The sequence below is a fragment of the Streptomyces sp. AK08-02 genome (assembly GCF_033795085.1).
Classification (GTDB): domain Bacteria; phylum Actinomycetota; class Actinomycetes; order Streptomycetales; family Streptomycetaceae; genus Streptomyces; species Streptomyces echiniscabiei.
The window spans coordinates 128,646-147,961 of record NZ_JARAZV010000010.1 but is presented as its reverse complement, the minus strand read 5'-3'; the positions used below and the strand labels follow the sequence as shown (position 1 = coordinate 147,961).

Annotated in this window: 22 protein-coding genes; 18 read left to right on the top strand and 4 right to left on the bottom strand. The window is 68.7% G+C overall.

Going from position 1 to position 19,316, the window contains the following annotated elements; genetic code table 11:
* Positions 1-160 precede the first annotated feature (160 nt).
* The gene (locus tag PV734_RS21845; RefSeq protein WP_319291142.1) at positions 161-1,204 is read left to right on the top strand and encodes a LacI family DNA-binding transcriptional regulator; all 1,044 of its coding nucleotides are present in this window, start codon (positions 161-163) and stop codon (positions 1,202-1,204) included.
* Between the two features lie 211 nt (positions 1,205-1,415).
* Here PV734_RS21845 and PV734_RS21840 read toward each other — a convergent pair whose 3' ends face one another.
* Together PV734_RS21840 and PV734_RS21835 are read right to left on the bottom strand one after the other, a co-directional pair.
* Positions 1,416-2,114 carry a TetR/AcrR family transcriptional regulator C-terminal domain-containing protein gene (locus PV734_RS21840; RefSeq protein ID WP_319291139.1) on the bottom strand — a complete coding sequence of 233 codons (699 nt, stop codon included), beginning with the start codon at positions 2,112-2,114 and terminating at the stop codon, positions 1,416-1,418.
* Between the two features lie 59 nt (positions 2,115-2,173).
* Positions 2,174-2,479 (bottom strand): hypothetical protein, encoded by a 306-nt coding sequence (locus tag PV734_RS21835; protein ID WP_319291137.1) that lies wholly within the window; start codon positions 2,477-2,479, stop codon positions 2,174-2,176.
* On the opposite strand from PV734_RS21835, the gene PV734_RS21830 reads away from it, so the two are divergent.
* The 4 genes from PV734_RS21830 to PV734_RS21815 are packed head-to-tail and all read left to right on the top strand — an operon-like array spanning position 2,478 to position 5,235.
* On the top strand, positions 2,478-3,398 hold the full coding sequence (locus tag PV734_RS21830; RefSeq protein WP_319291134.1) for an alpha/beta hydrolase: 921 nt from the start codon (positions 2,478-2,480) through the stop codon (positions 3,396-3,398). The two genes, PV734_RS21835 and PV734_RS21830, sit on opposite strands and share 2 nt — an antisense overlap.
* Positions 3,395-3,535 (top strand): hypothetical protein, encoded by a 141-nt coding sequence (locus PV734_RS21825; RefSeq protein ID WP_319291131.1) that lies wholly within the window; start codon positions 3,395-3,397, stop codon positions 3,533-3,535. Before PV734_RS21830 ends, PV734_RS21825 begins: the two co-directional genes overlap by 4 nt.
* A gap of 34 nt (positions 3,536-3,569) precedes the next feature.
* A complete protein-coding gene (locus PV734_RS21820; protein ID WP_319291129.1) occupies positions 3,570-4,673 on the top strand; it encodes a hypothetical protein in 1,104 nt (367 codons plus the stop codon).
* A gap of 16 nt (positions 4,674-4,689) precedes the next feature.
* The gene (locus PV734_RS21815; RefSeq protein ID WP_319291125.1) at positions 4,690-5,235 is read left to right on the top strand and encodes an ester cyclase; all 546 of its coding nucleotides are present in this window, start codon (positions 4,690-4,692) and stop codon (positions 5,233-5,235) included.
* 296 nt (positions 5,236-5,531) lie between these two features.
* Here PV734_RS21815 and PV734_RS21810 read toward each other — a convergent pair whose 3' ends face one another.
* Positions 5,532-6,281 carry an NADPH-dependent F420 reductase gene (locus PV734_RS21810; protein ID WP_319291123.1) on the bottom strand — a complete coding sequence of 250 codons (750 nt, stop codon included), beginning with the start codon at positions 6,279-6,281 and terminating at the stop codon, positions 5,532-5,534.
* Between the two features lie 133 nt (positions 6,282-6,414).
* Here PV734_RS21810 and PV734_RS21805 point away from each other — a divergent pair, with 133 nt between their 5' ends.
* The 7 genes from PV734_RS21805 (at position 6,415) to PV734_RS21775 (ending at position 12,454) form a co-directional block, all read left to right on the top strand.
* The gene (locus PV734_RS21805) at positions 6,415-7,020 is read left to right on the top strand and encodes a TetR family transcriptional regulator (protein WP_319291120.1); all 606 of its coding nucleotides are present in this window, start codon (positions 6,415-6,417) and stop codon (positions 7,018-7,020) included.
* A gap of 586 nt (positions 7,021-7,606) precedes the next feature.
* Positions 7,607-8,200, top strand: a complete 594-nt coding sequence (locus PV734_RS21800) for a TetR/AcrR family transcriptional regulator (protein ID WP_319291118.1) — start codon at positions 7,607-7,609, stop codon at positions 8,198-8,200.
* Positions 8,201-8,340: 140 nt separating this feature from the next.
* Complete coding sequence (locus PV734_RS21795; RefSeq protein WP_319291117.1) at positions 8,341-8,898, top strand: NADPH-dependent F420 reductase; 558 nt, start codon at positions 8,341-8,343, stop codon at positions 8,896-8,898.
* 3 nt (positions 8,899-8,901) lie between these two features.
* Positions 8,902-9,078, top strand: coding sequence for a hypothetical protein (locus PV734_RS21790; protein WP_319291114.1), 177 nt, complete (start codon positions 8,902-8,904; stop codon positions 9,076-9,078).
* A gap of 346 nt (positions 9,079-9,424) precedes the next feature.
* Positions 9,425-10,762, top strand: a complete 1,338-nt coding sequence (locus PV734_RS21785) for an NtaA/DmoA family FMN-dependent monooxygenase (protein WP_319291112.1) — start codon at positions 9,425-9,427, stop codon at positions 10,760-10,762.
* The gene (locus PV734_RS21780) at positions 10,762-11,268 is read left to right on the top strand and encodes a flavin reductase family protein (RefSeq protein ID WP_319291109.1); all 507 of its coding nucleotides are present in this window, start codon (positions 10,762-10,764) and stop codon (positions 11,266-11,268) included. The genes PV734_RS21785 and PV734_RS21780 overlap by 1 nt, the downstream gene beginning before the upstream one ends.
* Before the next feature lie 175 nt (positions 11,269-11,443).
* Entirely contained in the window at positions 11,444-12,454 is a 1,011-nt protein-coding gene (locus PV734_RS21775; RefSeq protein WP_319291107.1) for an LLM class flavin-dependent oxidoreductase, read from the top strand.
* Between the two features lie 197 nt (positions 12,455-12,651).
* Here PV734_RS21775 and PV734_RS21770 read toward each other — a convergent pair whose 3' ends face one another.
* Positions 12,652-13,740: a helix-turn-helix transcriptional regulator gene (locus tag PV734_RS21770; RefSeq protein ID WP_319291104.1), complete on the bottom strand. Its 1,089-nt coding sequence runs from the start codon at positions 13,738-13,740 to the stop codon at positions 12,652-12,654.
* Positions 13,741-14,078: 338 nt separating this feature from the next.
* Between PV734_RS21770 and PV734_RS21765 the strand changes: the two genes are divergently transcribed.
* The 6 genes from PV734_RS21765 (at position 14,079) to PV734_RS21740 (ending at position 19,316) form a co-directional block, all read left to right on the top strand.
* Entirely contained in the window at positions 14,079-14,864 is a 786-nt protein-coding gene (locus PV734_RS21765) for a riboflavin kinase (RefSeq protein ID WP_319291346.1), read from the top strand.
* Between the two features lie 136 nt (positions 14,865-15,000).
* Positions 15,001-15,288 (top strand): hypothetical protein, encoded by a 288-nt coding sequence (locus PV734_RS21760; RefSeq protein ID WP_319291102.1) that lies wholly within the window; start codon positions 15,001-15,003, stop codon positions 15,286-15,288.
* Positions 15,289-15,659: 371 nt separating this feature from the next.
* Positions 15,660-16,844 (top strand): LLM class flavin-dependent oxidoreductase, encoded by a 1,185-nt coding sequence (locus PV734_RS21755; RefSeq protein WP_319291099.1) that lies wholly within the window; start codon positions 15,660-15,662, stop codon positions 16,842-16,844.
* A 75-nt stretch (positions 16,845-16,919) separates the two neighbouring features.
* A complete protein-coding gene (locus PV734_RS21750) occupies positions 16,920-17,447 on the top strand; it encodes a cupin domain-containing protein (protein ID WP_319291096.1) in 528 nt (175 codons plus the stop codon).
* The gene (locus tag PV734_RS21745; RefSeq protein WP_319291093.1) at positions 17,444-18,403 is read left to right on the top strand and encodes an isocitrate lyase/PEP mutase family protein; all 960 of its coding nucleotides are present in this window, start codon (positions 17,444-17,446) and stop codon (positions 18,401-18,403) included. Before PV734_RS21750 ends, PV734_RS21745 begins: the two co-directional genes overlap by 4 nt.
* A 142-nt stretch (positions 18,404-18,545) precedes the next feature.
* A complete protein-coding gene (locus PV734_RS21740; protein ID WP_319291091.1) occupies positions 18,546-19,316 on the top strand; it encodes a glucose 1-dehydrogenase in 771 nt (256 codons plus the stop codon).

The window sequence follows — 19,316 nt, the reverse complement described above, 5'->3', positions numbered from 1 at the left end:
CAAGGCGCTGTGTCAAGCTCCGGGACGGCTCGGACCTAGAACGTTGCAGGTCTCTCCGACCAGTGCGTTCACCCTTGGCCTACGATCGTCGGCGGAAGCAGACACCTCGGCGGGGCACGCCCCTCGACCGAGTCACACACCTCGATCAGGGAGGCCGGCGGTGCCACCAACCCCCGTGGTCCCGGACGGAAAGCGGCCGACCCTCGCCGACGTGGCGGCCCGGGCCGGTGTGTCCACGGCGCTGGTCTCCATCGTGATGCGCGAGACCAAGGGCGCCAGCGCGGCCACCCGCGAGCGGGTGCTCCAGGCGGCGCGGGAGATCGGCTACCGGCCGGACTCCCGGGCCCGGTTGCTGCGCAGCAACCGCTCGCGACTGCTCGGGGTGCAGTTCGGTCTCCAGCATCCCTTCCACACCGACCTCGTGGAGGGCATCTACACCGCGGCCGAGTCCGCCGGCTACCAGGTCGCCCTCAGCGCGGTCGCCCCCAGCCGCAGTGAGCGGCAGGCGGTGGAGACGCTGCTCGGTGACCGCTGCGAGGCCCTGATCCTGCTCGGTCCACAGGTGCCCGCCGCACGGCTGGCCGAGCTGTCGGCGTACCTGCCGGTGGTCTCCGTGGTGCGGCGGCTGCGGCCGCCCGCCGCCGGTGTGGACGTCGTACGCACCGCCGACGACGAGGGTGCGCGCCAGGCCGTCGACCATCTGGTGGCCCTCGGACATCGCGACATCGCCCACGTCGACGGCGGAAAGGCACCCGGCGCCGCCGACCGGCGCCGTGGCTACCGCACCGCCATGAACCGCCACGGTCTCGCCGACCGTGCGCGCGTTCTGCCCGGCGGCCTGACCGAGGAGGACGGTGCCACGGCCGCCCGCGCGCTCCTCGACGCCCGGCCGCGGCCCACCGCTGTCCTCGCCTTCAACGACCGCTGCGCCACGGGCGTACTCGACGCGTTCCTGCGCGCCCGGGTGCCCGTTCCCGAGGAGATCTCCGTGGTCGGCTTCGACAACAGCCACCTCGCCCGCCTCGCCCACATCGACCTCACCACCGTCGGCCAGGACGCCTCCCGCCTCGCCGAACTCGCCGTCGGCCGGGCCGTCGCACGGCTGGAGGACGAGGAGCGGACCGGTACGGAGACCGTCATCGCCCCGCATCTCGTGACACGCGGCACCACTGCGGCGCCACCGGACGGCGTCCAGGCTTCGTAAGCCCGCGCTAGAAGGGTAGGACAAGCTAGTCCTGTCGGGGAGCTGAAGTGGGCGGTCTGCGGCGTGGTGCCCCCGCCTCGCGCAGTCGCTGCTTGCCGTTCTCGTGGGTGCGGCGGGAGCTCATCGCGCTGACGTATCCGAGGGGGAGACTCAGCGCCGCTTCGTGCCGCCGTGCGTCCCGTGCCTGACCTGGCCGGGGTGCCGGGGAGCGTCATGTTCGTGGTCCGGTGGGCAGGCCACCGTCGTACGCCAGACCCGCCCGCGTCGCCAACCCGGTGATCAGCAGCTCGATGCCGTACTCGAACTCCACGTCATGGTCGCTGACGGCCAGGTAGGGCGCGGTGGAGGCCAGAAGGGGATCGCCCGTAGCCGTGATCTCGTCGATCCGCTGCTGCACCTGATCGGGTTCCACCGTGCCCACGGTGATGGCCGAGCCCAGTTCCCGCATGATCGTGCCGACGAGGAAGGCGACGTAGCTGCGCAGCACGTGGACCTGCTCCTCCGGTGCGAGGCCGAACTCGGTGATGGCGCCCAGTGCGGAGCGGATGCTCTCCAGAGCCGCCGGTGACTGCGTGGGGCGGGTGCAGACCAGCTGAAACGCCTTGGGGTGCTGCTTGGCGGCGGTACGGAAGGCGGCGGCGTGCGCCCGGATGCGGTCCTGCCAGGTGCCGGTGACCGCTCCGGAGAAGTCGATCCGGGCGAGCAGCATCTCGGCCACGCCGTCCAGGAGGGCGTCCTTGTTCGGGACGTGGTTGTAGAGCGACATGACCTCGACGTCGAGTTCGGTGGCCAGCCGCCGCAAGGAGAAGGAGTCGGGACCCTCGCGGTCGATCACCTTCACCGCCGCGGCGATCACCTTCTCCCGCGTCAGTCCAAGGCGTCTGCCCCGGCCTGTGCCTCGGACGCTCATGCGCAGTCTCCTTTCTACGGTCGTGGCGCAGCGATCGTATCGGGGACCCTTGACATCACTTACAGCGCAAGTCTAGCTTCAGCGAAGACATACACCATAAGTGTTTTCGTCCGCCTCTCCCGTGCCTGACCGACCGACAGCTCGCCGACCAACTCCTCGAACAGGGCATCCGCAACGCCCTCGCACTGCTGGACGCCGAGGAGCACGACTGAGACGCCATCCGTGCCGATCAGAAACTGGTCCGGTCGAACAAGGTCGGCGACTCCCTCGACAACCGCATCCGCGTCACTCTCGACGCCGGCCACCCGCCGGGTGGCCAGACGATCCGTACACCCCTCAATGAGGGGAAAGAACGAGGACCCCATGAGTGCCTTCCACCCCGATCTCAAACGAGGTCGCTTCCTCCCCAATGTGTCCTACGGACGTCTGTCGTCGCGCCTGATGCGGAGCGTGAAGTGGCGCTCGACCGATCCAGGGCCGGACGTCACGGTCCAGGAGATCGTCGTGCCCGGGCCCAAGGGCGCCCCGCCCGTCTCGCTTCGCGTCTTCCAGCCGACCGGCCTGAAGACGGCGGCTCCGGCGCTGCTCTGGATCCACGGAGGCGGGCTGATCTTCGGAGCTCCCGAGCGGGACGACCGTACGAACATCGCCTTCGCCCGCGAGCTGGGCATCACCGTCGCCGCGGTCCGTTACCGACTGGGTCCTGACCACCCCGCGCCCGCCGCGGTCGAGGACGCCTACGCCGGGCTGCGCGGGCTGGCCGAGCGCGCGGACGATCTGCACATCGACACCGATCGCATCGCGATCGGCGGTGCCAGCGCGGGCGGCGGACTCGCCGCCGCCCTCGCCCTCCTCGCCCATGACCGGGCCGAGATCCGGCCGGTGTTCCAGCTGCTTCTCTACCCCATGCTGGACGACCGCACGACGACGAGAACCGACCTGGACACCTTCGAGGTGCGCGTCTGGACACCCAAGAGCAACCGGTACGGCTGGTCGTCCTACCTCGGCGACACCGTCGCGGGCCCCGACGTCTCCCCCTACACCGCCGCAGCCCGCCGCGAAGATCTCACCGGTCTCCCCCCGGCCTGGATCGGCGTCGGCAATCTCGACCTCTTCCACGACGAAGACGTCGAGTACGCACGCCGGCTGAATGACAGCGGCGTCCCCTGCCACCTCGATGTCATCCCCGGCGCCTTCCACGGCTTCGACGTCGTGTTCCCCAAAGCCGAGATCTCGCGGGAGTTCTGGCGCCGACAGGCACGAGCGCTGAAGGACGCACTTTGAGACCGCCCGAAACCAAGGCAGACCGACGCGCGGATCGCGGAGAGGTTTCCGTCCACACGGTCGGCTTTTACCAGCTCGTCAGCAACTTCCTCAACACCTTCGGCGTGACGACCGAGGGCGAGACCACCCCGTACTGAGACACCTACCCAATTGAGTATCCCAGGAGGACCGATGAAGCTCGCCTGGCAGGATGCCGATGTCCCCGACATGCCCACGCTCGGCACACGGATCACCACCTTCGACGGCCTGGACGAGGTCGCCGGCGGGTACGGCGCCAAGCTCGCCTTCGCCCGCACCCGCGCCCAGGCGTTCCGCGCCGAGTTCGCCGCCACCGGCACACCCGACAGCGTGACCACCTGCGACCTGATCACCCTCCCGTACCCGACCAAGTTCGGTCTCTTCCGGGCCAGTCGAGCCATCGCCCCGTTCCTGTCCATCACCAACCGCATGCTGGTCATCCGGTGGACAGAGAGCGACGGACGCCGGCGGGTGCTGCTGTTCGAGCCCAGCGACGTGGCACTCGGCCGGAACACCCCGTACTTCGCCGCCCTCATCCGTCGCACCCCCGCCCTACTGCGCAGCCTGCTGACCACGGAGCACGGCACCGTCCTGGGTCACCTCGCCCGGCTCGGCATCGAGCCGGAAGACGTGGACTACCTGATGTTCGACCACCTGCACACCCAGGACCTGCGACGCTGGGTCGGCACCACCGGCCCCCAGCCGGACCTCGGCGGCACGGTGAAACCGGCATTCCCGAACGCCAAGGTCATCGTGCAGCGCCGCGAACTGCTCGCCATGTCCCAGCTGCACCCGCTCCAACAGCCCTGGTACCAGCCGGAGACCTACCGAGACGTCCGCCCCGACGCCTTCCTCGCCGTCGACGGCAGCCTCGTGCTCGGTCCCGGCGTCGCCGTGGTCGACACCCCCGGCCACGTCCTCGGCAACCAGACCCTCGTACTGAACACCTCCACCGGCATCTGGGCCAGCAGCGAGAACGCCATCGCCGCCGAGTGCCTGACCCCCGAGCACTCCCGGATGCCGGGCATCGCCCGCTGGGCCCGCGCCTGGCAGCAGGAGATCGTGCTCAACGCCAACACCATCGAGACCACCGCCGACCAGTACAACTCCCTGGTCATCGAGAAGACCCTGGTCGACCGCTCCCAGAACGACCCCCGGTTCCTGCAGTTCTTCCCCTCCAGCGAACTGACCCCCTCCTGGGCCAACCCCGGCACCACACCGACCTTCACCCACAAGGCCATTCACCACACGGCCTGACCGACCAGGAAGCCGCATGCTCACTGACGAGATCCGCAAGGCCCGCCACAAGCTCGTTCTCGACCACTTCCAGGACGAGGTCCGTCAAGACTGGGACGACGTCCTGTCGACGTTCCCGCACCCGCACTACGAGCTGATCCCGACCATGCAGGTCCACGACGGCGACACGGCCGTGCGCGGCTACTACCGCGACAGCCGGGTCGCCTTTCCCGACCAGGACCACGAGATCATCGCCTTCCGCCACAGCGACGACGCCGTGATCGCCGAGTTCTGGCTGCTGGGCACCCACCGGGGCCCACTCGGCGCCATACCGCCCACCGGCAGCCGCTTCCGGGTGCGCATGACCGCGTACTTCCTCTTCGACACCGACGAGAACCTGGTCTGCGAGCGCATCTACTTCGACAGCCTGACCATGCTCAAGCAACTCATCGGCGGCTTGAACATGAGGAACCCCAAGAACTGGCTCCTGGCAGCACGGTGCCTCAAGGGCCTCCTCGCCATGTCAGGCCACAAGCCCCACCCCACGCTCGTCAACACCACACCTCCTGCCTTCGCCGACTGACGACGTCGAGCAACGAACGTCGAACAACGGGCAGCAACCCGCCACACCAAGGACCCGCCCGGGGGCTTCGGCAAGACCACGCTCGCGGAGATGTCTGGGCCGAAGAGGACCCCGGCCGTGTGACGGCCGGGGTCCTCTGCCTCGTGCAGGTGTCGGCTCAGCCGCAGTAGTCGCGGTCGGGGCGGCGGCCGCAGGCGTCTGTCTCCCCGCCGGCGGAACGGAACCACCGCGGTGGGTCGGTGTGCGGACCCGGTCAGGAGTTCCGGTTCCACCTCCTCTTCCGCGATGCTCTCCACTCACCTCCAGTCGGCGATCGAGAAGCTGTCGCCCGCGGGTCGGACAACCGTGGCGGTCAGTTCCCTCACGCGGTCGGCAGGTACCGGAACGCCCGGGGCCTGGAAGACCCATTCCATCGTCTTGTCCAGGCTCACGTCCTTGGGTACTTCCCCGAAGTAGGGCTTGCAGTAGACGGGTGTGCCTGGTTCGCTGCGCCAGCTGTCGGCGAGCGTGCCGATGTCCACCGCGTCGTAGCCGAGGAGGTCGAGCAACTCCACGACCTCCGCCTTGGCGGCGGCATCGTCGCCGGCGATCGGCATGGCACTGCGGTCCGGCGCACCCGAGGGGCGGGCCAGGCTGAGCAGCTGGCTGACGACGATGTTGCTGGCCGCCTTGACCACACGGGAGTCGGCCAGGTGGCGCTGCACCAGCTCGCTGCTCGTCAGCTCGTTCGCGTCCAGCTCGGCGATGCGGCCGTCGCGCTCCGGGTAATAGTTCAGCGTGTCGATCACGATCTTGCCCGCCAGCGGCTGGGCCGGGATCTTCTCGTAGGCGCTCAGTGGGATGGACACCACTACCAGGTCCCCGGCCTCGGCGGCCTCGGTGGGAGTGGCCGCCCGGGCGCGGGGGCCGAGTTCGGCGACGAGACCGGCGAGGGACTCGGGGCCGCGGGAGTTGCTCAGGACGACGTCCAGGCCTGCGGCGACAGCGAGGCGGGCCAAGGTGCCGCCGGCGTTGCCACTGCCGATGAAGGCGAGTGTCTTGTTCATGGTGCTCTGTTCTCCTATGGGATGCGGAAATGCCGGAGTGGCCACAGCCACGAACCGTAACCGGACCGGCTGGTCACTTTAACTACCGTACCACCCAACCGGACCGTCCGGTCATGTTGCATAGGGTGGACCCATGAGCACTGAAGAAGAAGCCGTTGCGGCGCCGCCCGCGCGACGGATGAGAGCCGACGCGGTGCGGACGCGCAAGGCGCTGTTGAAGGCTGCCGCGGAGGTGTTCGCCGAGCACGGCGCGGAAGCGTCCATTGCGCAGATCGCGGCACGGGCGGGGATCGGAAAGGGAACCGTCTTCCGGCATTTCCCCACCAAGGAGGACCTGTTCGCCGCGATCATCAGCGCCACGGTCCCGCAAGTGATGACCGTGCTGGCCAACCCCGGCAAGGGCAGCCTCTGTTCCTCCCTGGCCGGCCAGATACGAGGCAGGCCGCCCGTCATCCAGGCTCGCACGGACGCGGCTGGCGATATCGACTGGCTGGCGCAGATCGACTCCACGATCGCCCGCGCCCGCCAGCACGCCGCTGCGGCGGGGCGAAAAGGGGAGACCCACAGGCTGGACGAACCGCACGATCGCACCCTCGGCCGATCCAGCGGAGGACTGACCACCAAAATCCCCCTGGCCGGCGACGGCCGTGGCCAGCCCCTCGCGATCCTGCCTCCACCTGACCAACGCCACGACACTGTGCATGCGCGTCAGCATGCAATCATGGGACAGCACACCTAGAGCTCCTCCGCGAGCGGCCGGAAGGCCCCGTCTCCGCGAACCTTGCCGTCCTCCGTCCTTGCCGTGCCCCGTTGCGGCCGCGATCCGCCTGTATGACGGCCAGTTCGCGATCGAGTTGCCGCTGCCGATGTAGACCTTGCAGACCACCCCGCCGGTGCACTAGCCGGCCGCGAACGGTCCCTGCACCGGCTGCTCCGCAAGAGGGGAGTCACGGGCCGCCTCATCGCCCTGTACGAGGAATGAAGTGGGCGTTCTTCGTGTGCTCGCCGCGATGGGTGGAGTGACCTGTCACTGTCGGGGCCGTTCGCCGCCATGAACGGCGGCCCTCACGCCCGGCGGGCCGCGTCGCGCCTGCGCACGCGCACGCCGGCGTCCGTCCGGCCAGGCAATGCGGTGCATCCCGGGACGCTCTGGCCTGCTCCCGGCCGGGCCTTTCCGGCGGATAGCGCTTCGGTCATGCCGTGCGGCACTGGCGGAGTCGTAGCGCCGGATTTGACCGGATGCTGCCTCCGTTTTACAGTAGAATCCACTCGGAGATGACCTCCGTTTTTCCGGGCCGAGGCTCGCGAGAGATCAAGGAGGACGCATGAGCGCCAGTGGACAGCAGGGCCGCAAGCCCCGCGTGGACGTCCAGCGCAATCGTGCGGCCCTCCTGGAAGCGGCCCAGCGCCACTTCTTGAGGTACGGGGTCGACACGTCTCTCGAGGCGGTTGCCAAGGAGGCGGGCGTCGGGCCCGGCACTCTTTACCGGCACTTTCCCACCCGTGCGGCACTGCTCGCGGCCGTGCTGCAGACGCGCTCCGAGGAGCTGGTGTCCCGCCAGGCGGACATCGCCCGGCTCGGCGACGCCGGCAAGGCCCTGGAGCAGTGGCTGCGGGCGATGGAGGAGTATTTCAGCGCCTTCAGCGGATTGCCGGAACCGCTCATGGCTGCGGCCAGGGCCCAGGAGCCGGACAACCCGCTCACTCACCCCTGCAGCACTCTCATCGCCGCCACCGAGGGGTACGCGAAGTCCGCGCAGGCCGCAGGTTACGTGCGGCCGTCGGTGCAGGGGTTCGACCTGTTCCTCGCGGCCTGCTCGGTCGCCTGGATCAAGGGCACCGGCGCCACCGAGGAATCGCTCGACCGGTTGCAGGCGCTCGTCGCCGACGGATACCGCGAGCCGGACGACCGCACATAGCGGTCGGCACCGCGCGCCGGGCCCGCCGGAACACCCTGCCCCGGCACCCCGCAGGATTCCGGCGGGAGCCGGCCATCCGACCATGCCGCCAGCACATCACGCCGCCTTCAGGGGTGACGCAACCTGTCAAAGAATAAATCATGAAAATTACCGTTTTCGGCGCTGAAGCCATCGGCGGAAATCTGGCCCGCAAGCTGAGCCTGGCCGGTCATCACGTCCAGGTGGCCGATGCTCGCGGCCCCGAGGCCGTCGCGGCCGAGGTCCTGGAGGCAGGCACCCGCGCGGTGGCCCTGGACGAGTCGGTCCAGGGCAGGGGCGCGATCCTCCTGTCGATCCCGTTCGAGGTGGCGGGGAAGCCGGCGGACCTGTTCGCGAACGTCCCCGCCGAGACCGTGGTCATCGACACCTCGAACCACTACCCACACCTCAACGAGCGGATCGAGGCGGTGGAGGACGGCGGCAAGGTGGAGAGCGTGTACACCTCCGAGCTGCTTGGTCGACCCGTCGGCAAGGCGTGGAACGCCGCGCTGGCCGAGACCCAGCGCACCCGTGGTGTCCCTGCGGGCACTCCGGGCCGCATCGCCATCCCGGTGGCTGGCGACTTCGAGGAGGCGAGGAAGGTGGCCATGAGCCTGGTCGACGACGCCGGCTTCGACCCCTACGACGCCGGCGTCGTGGCCAACTCGTGGCGTCTGTAGCCGATGGGCCCCGCCTACTGTGCCGAGCTGACCCTCGACCAGTTTCCCGCCGCTCTGGCCGCGGCCGACCGCGTGAAGGACGCTGCCGTCCGCGATAGCGTGAATGAGCCTTCGCCGACCTTCCGGCCAACCCCCACCCTGGACGACGTCGTCGAGATGAACCGCGCCGCCCACCGCTGACACCTCGCCCCACCACACGGCGGCACTCGCACGGGGCCGCGGCATCGCAGACACGACAGGGACGTGAACAACTCCCGCGCGTGAAGCGGTGCCGCGGCCCCGCGCAGTTGCACCTGTGAGGCCGCCCGCCGGTCGCACAGGCGCAGCCGCCCGGAAGTGCGAACCACACTCGGCACGTACACCGGCCTCTCGGCACACGGGAGATACCGCCCCTCGCGCCCATACTCCGGCGCCTCCGGGGCCTCCCGCGCCGCCCTTTTGCAATTCGGAGACAGCCTCCGTATTATCGGAAAGGCAATCGGAGGTACCCTCCGTTTTCTCTTGCCTGTTTGTTGGAGGCGTTCCCATGAACCGCTTGCAGATGCTCCTGGCCATGCAGTTCACCAGCGGCTACGGATCCGAGCCCGGGGCGTGGCGGCTGCCCGGGGCCAACCTGTCCAGTTACACGGACATGGACCAGTTCGTGCGCTACGCGCAGGCCGCCGAGCGCGGCAAGATCCAGCTGCTGTTCATCGCGGACACCCCGGTCCTGGACGTGGACCTTGAGAGGGAGAACCCGCACCACCCCATCGACGCTGTCCTCGTTCTCACCGCCATCGCGCGGGAGACGGAGCGGATCGGTCTCGTCGCCACCGGCTCCACCACCTTCAACGAGCCCTACAACCTCGCCCGCCAGTTCAAGTCTCTCGACGTGATCAGCCACGGCCGGGCCGGCTGGAACGTGGTCACCACCTCGCACCCGGAGGCTGCGGCGAACTTCGGCTCCCCGGTCCCGCCTCGTACGGAGAAGTACGAGCGCGCCCACGAGTTCGTCCAGATCGTGCAGGCGCTGTGGGGCAGCTGGGAGAAGGACGCCTGGGTCCTCGACGTCGAGGGCAAGCGGTTCGCCGACATGGGCAAGATCCAGCCGGTCAACCTGCAGGGCCGCCACGTCGCCTCCCGCGGCCCGCTGCCCATCCCGCCGTCCGAGCAGGGCCAGCCGGTCATCTTCCAGGCGGGCGGCGGCGGATACGGCCTGGAGCTAGCGGGCCGGTACGCCGACGGCGTCTACGCCAACCCGATGACGATCAGCGACGCCATCGCCCAGCGAGGTGCCCTGCGGGACGCAGCCAAGCGTGCCGGGCGCGACCCGGACGAGGTGAAGATGTTCGCCGGCTTCATGCCGACCATCGCCGCCTCCCGCGAGGCCGCCCTTCAGCGGCGGCGCTTCCTGGACGAGTCCGTCGACCTGCGCCAGCGCGTCCGCTACCTGGGCGCGATGATCGGCGTGCCGCTCAGTCACGAGCAGCTCGACCAGCCGCTGACCGCGCGCCAGTTGGCTGATGCCGTACCCAGTCCGCATGACGGGCGCTCCGCCCGCGCCCTTGAGGTGGCGCGGGAGGGATGGACTCTGCGGAACGTCCTGGCGCACGGCGTCATCGACTACCACCCGGTCGTCGCGGGCACCGCCACGGACGTGGCTGCTCACATGCAGGAGTGGTTCGAGGCAGGCGCCTGCGACGGCTTCTCCCTGGCCATCGACGGCTACCACGACGGCGTCGACGCCTTCGTGGACCAGGTCGTCCCGATCCTGCAGGAACGCGGCCTGTTCCACCACGACTACGAAGGCCCCACCCTGCGCGACCACCTCGGAGCCCGCGACCAGTACGGCCTGGACCCCCGCATCACGGAAACGGCCCGCTGATGACCACCACCCACCTCCCCAGCGCCGTCTCCCTGCAGGCGTTCCGCGACGCCATGGCCACCATCGCCTCCCCCGTCTCCGTGGTCACCGCGATGGACGGGCAGCGCCCGCACGGCACCACGGTCAGCGCCTTCGCCTCCTTGTCCCTGACACCCCCGATGGTCCTTGTGTCCCTGGACAACCACTCCCAACTCCTGGCGATCATCCGCCGCACCGGACGCCTCGGCCTCAACATCCTCGGCACCCACCAGACCGGACTCGCCGCCACCTTCGCTCGCTCGGACCAGGGCAAGTTCGACGACGTCATCTGGTCGCCCAGCGAGAACCTGCCCCGCCTGCCCGGCTCGGCGGCGTGGATCGCCGCCGAGGTCGACGAGTACGTCACGGCCGGCGACCACACCGTCCTGCTCGCCCACGTCCACGCCGCGGAAACCGGCGAGGAAGGCCCACAGCCCCTCACCTACCACCAGCGTTCCTTCGGCACGCACACGCCACTGGCCGCCTGACGCCCAGTTCGGCCGGTCACAAATACGTGAACACCGTGCGGGTCGTCCCCCAAACGCCGAGGCGCATCGAGCGGCACGTCCACGCACTTCCCTCTGGAGGCGGACTGCGCTCTCCGGATCCAAGGGCAGATCCGCCCGACCCTGCAACCGAACCGGCACCAAGGACCGAAAGACCATGAAACTCTCCCTCATCGAGCTCGCCACCGTCGCCCCTGGCAGCGACAACACCCAGGCCCTCAAGGACTCGGTCGACGCCGCGAAGCAGGCGGAGGACCTCGGCTACCACCGCATCTGGTACGCCGAGCACCACGACTCCGCCAGCACCGCCTCCTCGGCGCCGGAGATCCTCATCGCCCTGGCGGCGGGCGCCACCTCCCGCATCCGGGTCGGCTCCGGCGCGGTGCTGCTCAACCACTACAGCCCCTACAAGGTCGCCGAATCCTTCCTGCAGCTCGAAGCCCTCACGCCAGGCCGCATCGACCTCGGCCTCGGCCGCGCCACCGCAGGCCCCGTGGTCGACCTCGCCCTGCGCCGCGACCGTGACGTACCGCCCGCCGACGACTTCACACAGCAGGTCCAGGAAGTACTCGCCCACTTCGACGGCCGCTTCCCCGCCGGCCACCCCTTCGCGCGCCTGAACACGGCCACCGGCGTCGCCTCCCGGCCCGAGGTGTGGATCCTCGGCTCCTCGGGCAACAGCGCCCGCATGGCCGGAGAGCTCGGTCTCGGCTACGCCTTCGCGGGCTTCATCAACCCCGACGGCGCGGGCCGCGCCCTGCTCCGCCATGCAGCGTTCGCCCAGTCCGCAGCCCGCAGGTCGGCCGGAGGCCGCGGCATCCTGTCCGTCGGCGCCGTGGTCGCCGACACCGACGCCGAAGCGCAACGGCTGAACTGGTCCAGGACCGCCTTGATGGCCCGCCTGGGCCGCCAGGGCGCCGCGGCCCAGATCCCCACGGTCGAGGAGGCCGAACGGGAACTCAGCCAGGTACAGAAGGACACCCCCACCGTCATCACGGACGGCCGCTGGCCCCGCGAACTCGCCGGCAGCCCGGAGACCGTACGCGATCAGCTCGAGCAGATGACCAAGGCCGCCGGCGTCGACGAGGTGATGGTCCAGGACATCATCGCCGACCCCGCGGCCCGGGCCCACTCCCGCGCCCTGCTGGCCCAGGCCATGGGTATCTGAGGCGTCATCCACTCTGCGAGAGGCGTCCTTGTCGCCGAGCTCGATGACTGGAACGAGGCGCTTGCCGTCAGTACCACGGGGACATGGCTCGAACGAAGTCAGCGCGCGAGCCGCGTGGAGTGCTGATGTGACGTCGTCGGGCAGCCAGGAGCCCGGCCCTACCAGCGGCTTACCGCGTTTGTCAGAGTGCACAACGCTTACCCGGACGCGTCGCCGCGCCGCAATCCAAGAACCTGCTCCGAGGAAGGACTGTAGTTCTTGTCTCCGTAGCGAGAAGCCTCTCTGAACGCCGTCGGAGGCATGCCCCTCCACCGTTTGAAGGCCATCGCGAAGCTCGCCGGATCTGTGTAGCCCAGCTTGCGAGATATTTCTGATACAGAGTGATCTGTATTCGATAGCAGATCGCAGGCCAGTTCACTCAAAGTCTCGTCTCGTACTCGGGCGAAGTCCTTGCCCGTGAGTTCAAGCTTGCGTTGCAAGGTACGTGGGGAGACTCGCAGCGTCGCGGCCACATTTGCCAATGTGCGGTTAATATTGGGGGCGGCCCTTATGGCTTTGGTGACGGTGTGGGGCCAGTCTCCAGTCGCCCTGAACGTGTCGATGATCTGCGTATCCGCTCTGACCCATGCCTCGTGCTGGAAGGCGTTGCCGAAGGGGAGCTCGTCTGTTGATATCGCAGGGTCCCACCGCAGCCGCAACGCCGGGGCGCCGCAGTCGATGTTGCAGGAGACGTACGTCGAGACCTCAGGCGAGACTTCTGCCAGAGGGACTTCGACCTGGGTGTAAGGGAAAGTGTCGCCGTACAGCCACGCGAGAGATCGAGTGGCGGCGCAGAGATCGCGGTAGACGCTGAACGGGATCAACTCTTCAGGGGCGTCGGGATAGGTGAATTCGATTCCCGCCACCGCCCCTTCTGGCGCCCGGAGAGGCGTAATCTCCAGGAGCCCAGGGGCGTTATCGGTTGCGCTGGCTGCTGCCGCCCACGCGGCAACTGTCGGCGCGGTCGCCAGAGCCATTCCGCGCACGCTGTATGTGCTCGTGGTGTAGGCGCGAGCGGCTCGCACCCAAAGGTCGACGCGATCTCTGGTGAGAGCGACGAACTGAAGCTGGAAGGTCAGCTCCTTCCTTGCAGGAATAGTGCTTCCTGGCCGGTTCAGCGCGTTGGGGGCGATCTCCGCATTCGCGAGGGCAGTTCGCCAGTCGAGATTCGCTTCCTCGAGCAGCTGGCGCAGTATATGAACACTGAAGTTCGGCACGCGCAAGTTCTGATACGAGCTCAGCTTCATCGCTGCACCCTTTCGCCGCCGACGTACGGAGGCGATCCGGCGTGTGCAGGAACCCCCCGAGGAAGCCGCGTCCAACCGCCGCGGCGGGCAACTGGCCGGCCAAGGGGTCGCGGAGAAGCAGCCACGGATGTCGTTCCGGCACAGGGCGTGCTCGATCGGCAGTCGCGAGGAACGGTCGCAGAACGCATCTCTCTCCTCGTCATTGAGGCGATGGGGTGCCGCTACGGAAGCGCTGCGGCGGCTGGAGCGCCGCCAGGCATCTGAAGTAACGCCAGCAGCCTCGCATCTCGCGCCACCGACCGGCAAGGAGAGGCACTTTGGCGCGTTTTCCCGGGGCAATGACATCTCTTGCCGTGATGGCCCGGCGCTGCCCCCTCTTAGCGTCATACGTCCACGGAGGTCGGCGGAGAAGCCGTTGCCTCAGATCAAAGGGGAACCCGGTGAGCACTCCCAACCCGCGAAGTCGTCCTCAGCAGATGACCCCCCTGACCCCAAGCAGTCTCGACTCGTCGTCGCAGGGCCGACCGAGTCCGGCGACGACGACTTCCTCGACTTTCGACGCGGGCCCGACTGGGGACCTACCTGCGATGGCGGTCGCCGGCCCCGTACCCGCGCAGGTCGCACGCTCGCGATGGGAGAACTTGGGTGCACCGCCGACCAAGGTCGCTTGGGCAGGACACAAGGGATCCGCCTTCGGTGTGAGTGGCTTCCCCGTTAGGCCACAGCACCAGGTTGTCACCGGCGTCGTCCAACGCGGTGATGCCCGCGGACGACTGCTGGGTTTTCCCACCGCCAACCTCCCCATGACGACCAGCGCTCGCCTCGACGGCGTCTGGTTCGCCGTAGTTGTCACGGAGGATGACGGCCGACACTGGCCCGCTGCGGTCTCCATCGGACGGAGAACCACCTTCTACGGGCGCCATGGCCAACTACTCCTCGAAGCCCATCTTCTCGACGTGGAGATCGAGCTGTACGACCGGGAAATATCGGTCCATCTCGTGGGCCGCCTCCGCTCGCAACGCCGGTTTCATGACGTCGAGGACCTTGTGGGGCAGTTGGCGAGAGACATTGAGGATGTCCGCAACTGGGCGGCATCAGTCTCGCTGGAAGCGGGCGCACAATGACCCGGCGGCCGCCGCCTCGGTGGGCCATTCTGCGCGTAGCGGCCGCTGTGGAGGCGCAGCGTCGCGCCGGGCGCGCACGGATCGACGTCGGTGTGCTCGCAAGGCGAGTCGGACTCAGCCGAAGCATGACGTCCGCTTGCCTCTTCGCGGCATCCTCAGAGCGCTCCACGCCAGCCTCCCCACGCCGTGCGGTCGGCGTGCCGAAGCCGAGCTGACGACGCTTTTCGGGTCGGGAACGGGGCTCGGGGACGGCCGACAGACGAGCCAGGGCAAGGCCGCGCTCATCACGGGAGTCGAGCATGCCCGCCTGTTCATCGACGAAGGCGCGAAGGCGATCCTCATGAGCCTCGCCGAGGAGGCGGGCCCGGCACGCGCGAAGGAGCTGGGCGAAACACTTCCTTCCTCGCCCCACCAACGCTGCTGACGCCGCGTCACGAGTGTCGGCCGTCGAGGGCGGGACGGCAATTTTCGGTCCAATCACCGTACTGGTGAACAACGCCGCGCTCTCCGTGTCGAACGCCTCGCACCAGGCCGATGGCCGCCCGCGCCGCTCCACCGCCGCTACGCGGACCTGTCGACCACGACACCGAGATGATCTCCAGCGCCGCACATCCTGTCCGAGCCACTCAGAGACGAGTACGCACACAGGTGGCGCGATTTCCCGCTCTGATGGCGCACTTGACCGTGACGATGTGCCCCCGGACCAGACCTACCGTCGTGCCACGAGAGGTGCCAGGCGTGGCCGTCGGCCCCGTCTTCCCTGCCAGGACGCACCACGACGAAGTGGAGATAACCATGACTGCTGTCGCACCCCCGGAGACGAAGCTCGACCACACCGTCAAGCGCGACAAGCGCCCCATCCTCGACGGCCCGAACAAGTTCAAGGTCGCGATCTTCGGCGCGAACGTCTCCACCGGACAGGGTGGTCTGAGCTTCGCCGACGACATGATCAAGCTCGGTGGCTGGGACGAGATCAAGGGCCTCGCGCAGAAGGCCGACCACTACGGCGTCGACGCGTTCGTCCCGATCGCCCGCTGGCAGGGCCTGTCCGGCCCGGACCGCCCCTGGGGCCGCCAGTTCGAGACGTTCACCTGGGCGGCCGGCCTGGCCGAGGCCACGGAGAACATCGGCATCTTCACCACCTGCCACGTGCCGTTCTTCCACCCGCTGATGGCCGCCAAGATGGCCGCCACGGTCGACCACATCAGCGGTGGCCGCTTCGGCCTGAACGCGACCGCCGGGTACTTCGAGCCGGAGTTCCGGATGTTCGGCGTGGACCTGCCCCCGCACGACGAGCGCTACGAGCTTGCCGAGGAGTGGATGACCGTCGTCGAGCGCCTGTGGAAGACCGAGGGCGCCGACTACGAGTTCGACTTCCAGGGCAAGTACTACAACCTGGAAGGCGCGCAGTCCTACCCCCAGCCGGTCCAGACCCCCGGGCCTTTGGTGATGAGCGCGGGCGCCAGCCCTGCCGGCCAGGAGTTCGCGTTCAACCATGCCAACATCCTCTTCGCGCAGATCCCGAACGTGGATGCCGCGAAGCCGATCGTGAGGAAGCTGCGCGCCAACGCCGACGCGGCCTACCGCGATGACCTGGCCCTGTGGGCGGGCGTCCACATCGTGTGCAAGGACACCGAGAAGGAAGCCTGGGACTACGTCCGCTACGTCGAGGACAAGGGCGACTGGGAGAGCGCCGTGCGCTACCAGCAGATCTGCATGACGGGCGACGCCCGCAGCATGGACTGGGACGTCTACAAGCAGAACAACGACCCCCGCCAGGACGAGTCCGTCCGCATCTTCCTGCGCGCCGGCCTGACCCCGCTGGTCGGCACACCCGAGATGATCGCCGACGGTCTGCAGAAGCTCTACGACGCCGGCATCACGGGCATCTGCACCGGGATGGTCGATTACGACGAGGGCCTGGACCGCATGGACCAGCAGATCTTCCCCTTGATGCGGGATATCGGCCTGCGCGCCTGACAGCCCACCCCGGCCTGGCGCCGAAGCGCCAGGCCGCGGCTCCCTTCCTTGTCCTTCGCAAAGGAGCGCAGAGACATGAGCACGTTCCCCGACCCCAAGAAGTTCCGCCTGGTCGTCGCCGGTCAGAACGAGGCGGGCGAGGCAGACTTCCTCGCCCCGGGCCCTGCCGCCGAGTTCGACTTCCCCAGTGTGTCCGCCGGCGCCTTCTACTGGGCCGTCGAGGGTGGCCACAGCAAGACGTCCTTCGGGGCGCCGCCCACCAAGGTCTCCCTGGCCGGGCCGAACGGGTCCACGTTCGGCGTCAGCAGCTTCCCGGCTCACTCGTCGGGCGAGGTCGACGCCTCGAGCCTCGACGAGAGCATGTCCGCGACCGAGGACGACGGCGACGCCGGGATGCACGCCAGCGACACCATCGACTACGAGGTCGTCATCTCCGGCAAGGTCGACCTGGTGCTCCCGGGCGGCAAGAAGCGCACCCTCGTGCCCGGCGACCTGCTCGTCATGGCCGGCGTGCCCCACGCCTGGAAGAACCCCTACGACGAGGACTGCGTGTACATCGTCGTCACCATCGGCTTCAACACCGCCGAGGAGGCCGCAGCATGAGCCTGACCTCTCCCGGCAAGGCGCTGCGCGCGGTCTTCGAGAGCGAGAAGACCGAGCTGCTGCCGCTCGGCTCGGTCCCGCTCCACGCCCAGATGGCGCAACACGCGGGCTTCGGCGCGTTCCAGCTCTCCGGCGGGGCGTCGGCCTGGTGGCAGGGCATCTCCGACGTCGGCTGGCTCACCATGACCGAGGTCGTCGACCTCGCGCGCCGCACCGTACGCGCTGCCGACATCCCGATCTACTGCGACGGCGACACCGGCTACGGTGCGCCCCTCAACGTGCAGCGCACGGTGCTCGAGTTCATCGACGCCGGTGTCGCGGGCATCCACATCGAGGACCAGCGCGAGCCGAAGAAGTCGGGCGGTGTCGCCGGCGTCGAGCTCGTCTCCGACGCCGAGGCGATCGGCCGGCTGAACGCCGCGTGCGACGCGCGTGACAAGCGCGACGAGGACTTCGTCATCGTCGCGCGCACCGACGGGTACGGGTCGGCCGGCGGCGGCCTCGAGGAGGCGATCCGCCGTGCCCAGCTCTACAAGGCCGAGACCGGCGCCGACGTCATCTTCTACGAGGGTTTCCACACGTGGGAGCAGGCTGAGATCGCCCTCAAGGAGACGCCTGGCCCCGCGTACGTCGTCGGTGTCCCGCTGATCGGGACCAGGACGGTCGCCGAGATGACGGCGATGAGGCAGGCGGTGCAGTCGCTGCCCGTCTTCCTGCCCGGGGTCCGCGAGGTCTACCACTTCATGGTCGACGCCATCGAGAGCGGCGAGGCGACGGGCTTCCCCGAGTACTTCCGGAAGGTGACCGGCGACGCCGAGACGAAGTACGACATCGGCTGGGGTGCCATGTTCGGCCGCCCCTCCTCCGAGGAGGTGCGTCGCGTCGAGGAGAAATTCCTCCCGAAGGACGCGCAGCGCGACTACGAGAGCAGCGCGCACGCAGGAGAGACGTACTGACGATCCACCCCGTGGGCTGCCGGGGCCGCACCGGCTCCTCGCAACCCACGGATCGCGCGACCGGGACCCCTGTCTCCGGTCGGGCGCACCCTGGCGGCGCCCACCGCGTCGCCGTAGCCGATCTGACAAAGGAGTCTGATTCATGGCGAGCTCGATGAAGGGCAAGGCCGGTCTGGTGACCGCCGCGGGATCTGGGATCGGGCAGGCGGCCGCGGTCGCCCTGGCGCAGGCCGGCGCCTGCGTGATGGTCTCGGACATCGATGAGACGGCCGGCGCCGAGACGGTCGCGAAGATCGAGAAGGAGGGCGGCACCGCGGCGTTCCTGCGCTGCGACGTCAGCGACGAGGCGCAGGTCGAGGCGCTCGTCGGCGCGACGGTGTCCGCCTTCGGGAAGCTGGACTTCGCGTTCAACAACGCGGGCACCAACGGTGTCTTCGCGCCGATCGGCGACATGGACAGCACGGTCTGGGACCGCGTGATGAAGGTCAGCCTCTACAGCCTCTTCTACTGCCTGAAGCACGAGGTGCGCGCGATGGAGAAGAGCGGGGGCGGGGCGATCGTCAACACCGCCTCCGGCGCCGGGCTGATCGGCATCGCCCACAACGCGCCCTACACCGCGGCCAAGTTCGGTGTGGTCGGCATGACCCGGAACGTCGCCATGGACTACGCGCCCAAGGGCATCCGGGTCAACGCGCTGGCCCCCGGCTCCACCGCCACCCCGATGATGATGAACGCCTTTGAGCAGAACCCCGGCGAGGAGTTCAGGAACAGCATCCTGGCGGGCATCCCGATGGGCGTGCTGGCCGAGCCGGAGGACCAAGCCGACGCCGTCGTGTGGCTCTGCTCCGACCAGGCGCGGATGGTCACGGGCGTGACGCTGCCGGTCGACGGCGGCTACCTCGCGGGCAAGTAG

What these genes read in the sequence shown, in the direction of transcription:
- PV734_RS21740 (WP_319291091.1), top strand. Translation starts at nt 18,546, where the DNA reads ATGGCGAGCTCGATGAAGGGCAAGGCCGGTCTGGTGACCGCCGCGGGA.
- PV734_RS21745 (WP_319291093.1), top strand. Translation starts at nt 17,444, where the DNA reads ATGAGCCTGACCTCTCCCGGCAAGGCGCTGCGCGCGGTCTTCGAGAGC.
- PV734_RS21810 (WP_319291123.1), bottom strand. Translation starts at nt 6,281, where the DNA reads ATGAACAAGACACTCGCCTTCATCGGCAGTGGCAACGCCGGCGGCACC.
- PV734_RS21750 (WP_319291096.1), top strand. Translation starts at nt 16,920, where the DNA reads ATGAGCACGTTCCCCGACCCCAAGAAGTTCCGCCTGGTCGTCGCCGGT.
- PV734_RS21780 (WP_319291109.1), top strand. Translation starts at nt 10,762, where the DNA reads ATGACCACCACCCACCTCCCCAGCGCCGTCTCCCTGCAGGCGTTCCGC.
- PV734_RS21840 (WP_319291139.1), bottom strand. Translation starts at nt 2,114, where the DNA reads ATGAGCGTCCGAGGCACAGGCCGGGGCAGACGCCTTGGACTGACGCGG.
- PV734_RS21755 (WP_319291099.1), top strand. Translation starts at nt 15,660, where the DNA reads ATGACTGCTGTCGCACCCCCGGAGACGAAGCTCGACCACACCGTCAAG.
- PV734_RS21805 (WP_319291120.1), top strand. Translation starts at nt 6,415, where the DNA reads ATGAGCACTGAAGAAGAAGCCGTTGCGGCGCCGCCCGCGCGACGGATG.
- PV734_RS21770 (WP_319291104.1), bottom strand. Translation starts at nt 13,740, where the DNA reads ATGAAGCTGAGCTCGTATCAGAACTTGCGCGTGCCGAACTTCAGTGTT.
- PV734_RS21785 (WP_319291112.1), top strand. Translation starts at nt 9,425, where the DNA reads ATGAACCGCTTGCAGATGCTCCTGGCCATGCAGTTCACCAGCGGCTAC.
- PV734_RS21775 (WP_319291107.1), top strand. Translation starts at nt 11,444, where the DNA reads ATGAAACTCTCCCTCATCGAGCTCGCCACCGTCGCCCCTGGCAGCGAC.
- PV734_RS21830 (WP_319291134.1), top strand. Translation starts at nt 2,478, where the DNA reads ATGAGTGCCTTCCACCCCGATCTCAAACGAGGTCGCTTCCTCCCCAAT.
- PV734_RS21765 (WP_319291346.1), top strand. Translation starts at nt 14,079, where the DNA reads ATGACATCTCTTGCCGTGATGGCCCGGCGCTGCCCCCTCTTAGCGTCA.
- PV734_RS21800 (WP_319291118.1), top strand. Translation starts at nt 7,607, where the DNA reads ATGAGCGCCAGTGGACAGCAGGGCCGCAAGCCCCGCGTGGACGTCCAG.
- PV734_RS21820 (WP_319291129.1), top strand. Translation starts at nt 3,570, where the DNA reads ATGAAGCTCGCCTGGCAGGATGCCGATGTCCCCGACATGCCCACGCTC.
- PV734_RS21815 (WP_319291125.1), top strand. Translation starts at nt 4,690, where the DNA reads ATGCTCACTGACGAGATCCGCAAGGCCCGCCACAAGCTCGTTCTCGAC.
- PV734_RS21790 (WP_319291114.1), top strand. Translation starts at nt 8,902, where the DNA reads ATGGGCCCCGCCTACTGTGCCGAGCTGACCCTCGACCAGTTTCCCGCC.
- PV734_RS21795 (WP_319291117.1), top strand. Translation starts at nt 8,341, where the DNA reads ATGAAAATTACCGTTTTCGGCGCTGAAGCCATCGGCGGAAATCTGGCC.
- PV734_RS21835 (WP_319291137.1), bottom strand. Translation starts at nt 2,479, where the DNA reads ATGGGGTCCTCGTTCTTTCCCCTCATTGAGGGGTGTACGGATCGTCTG.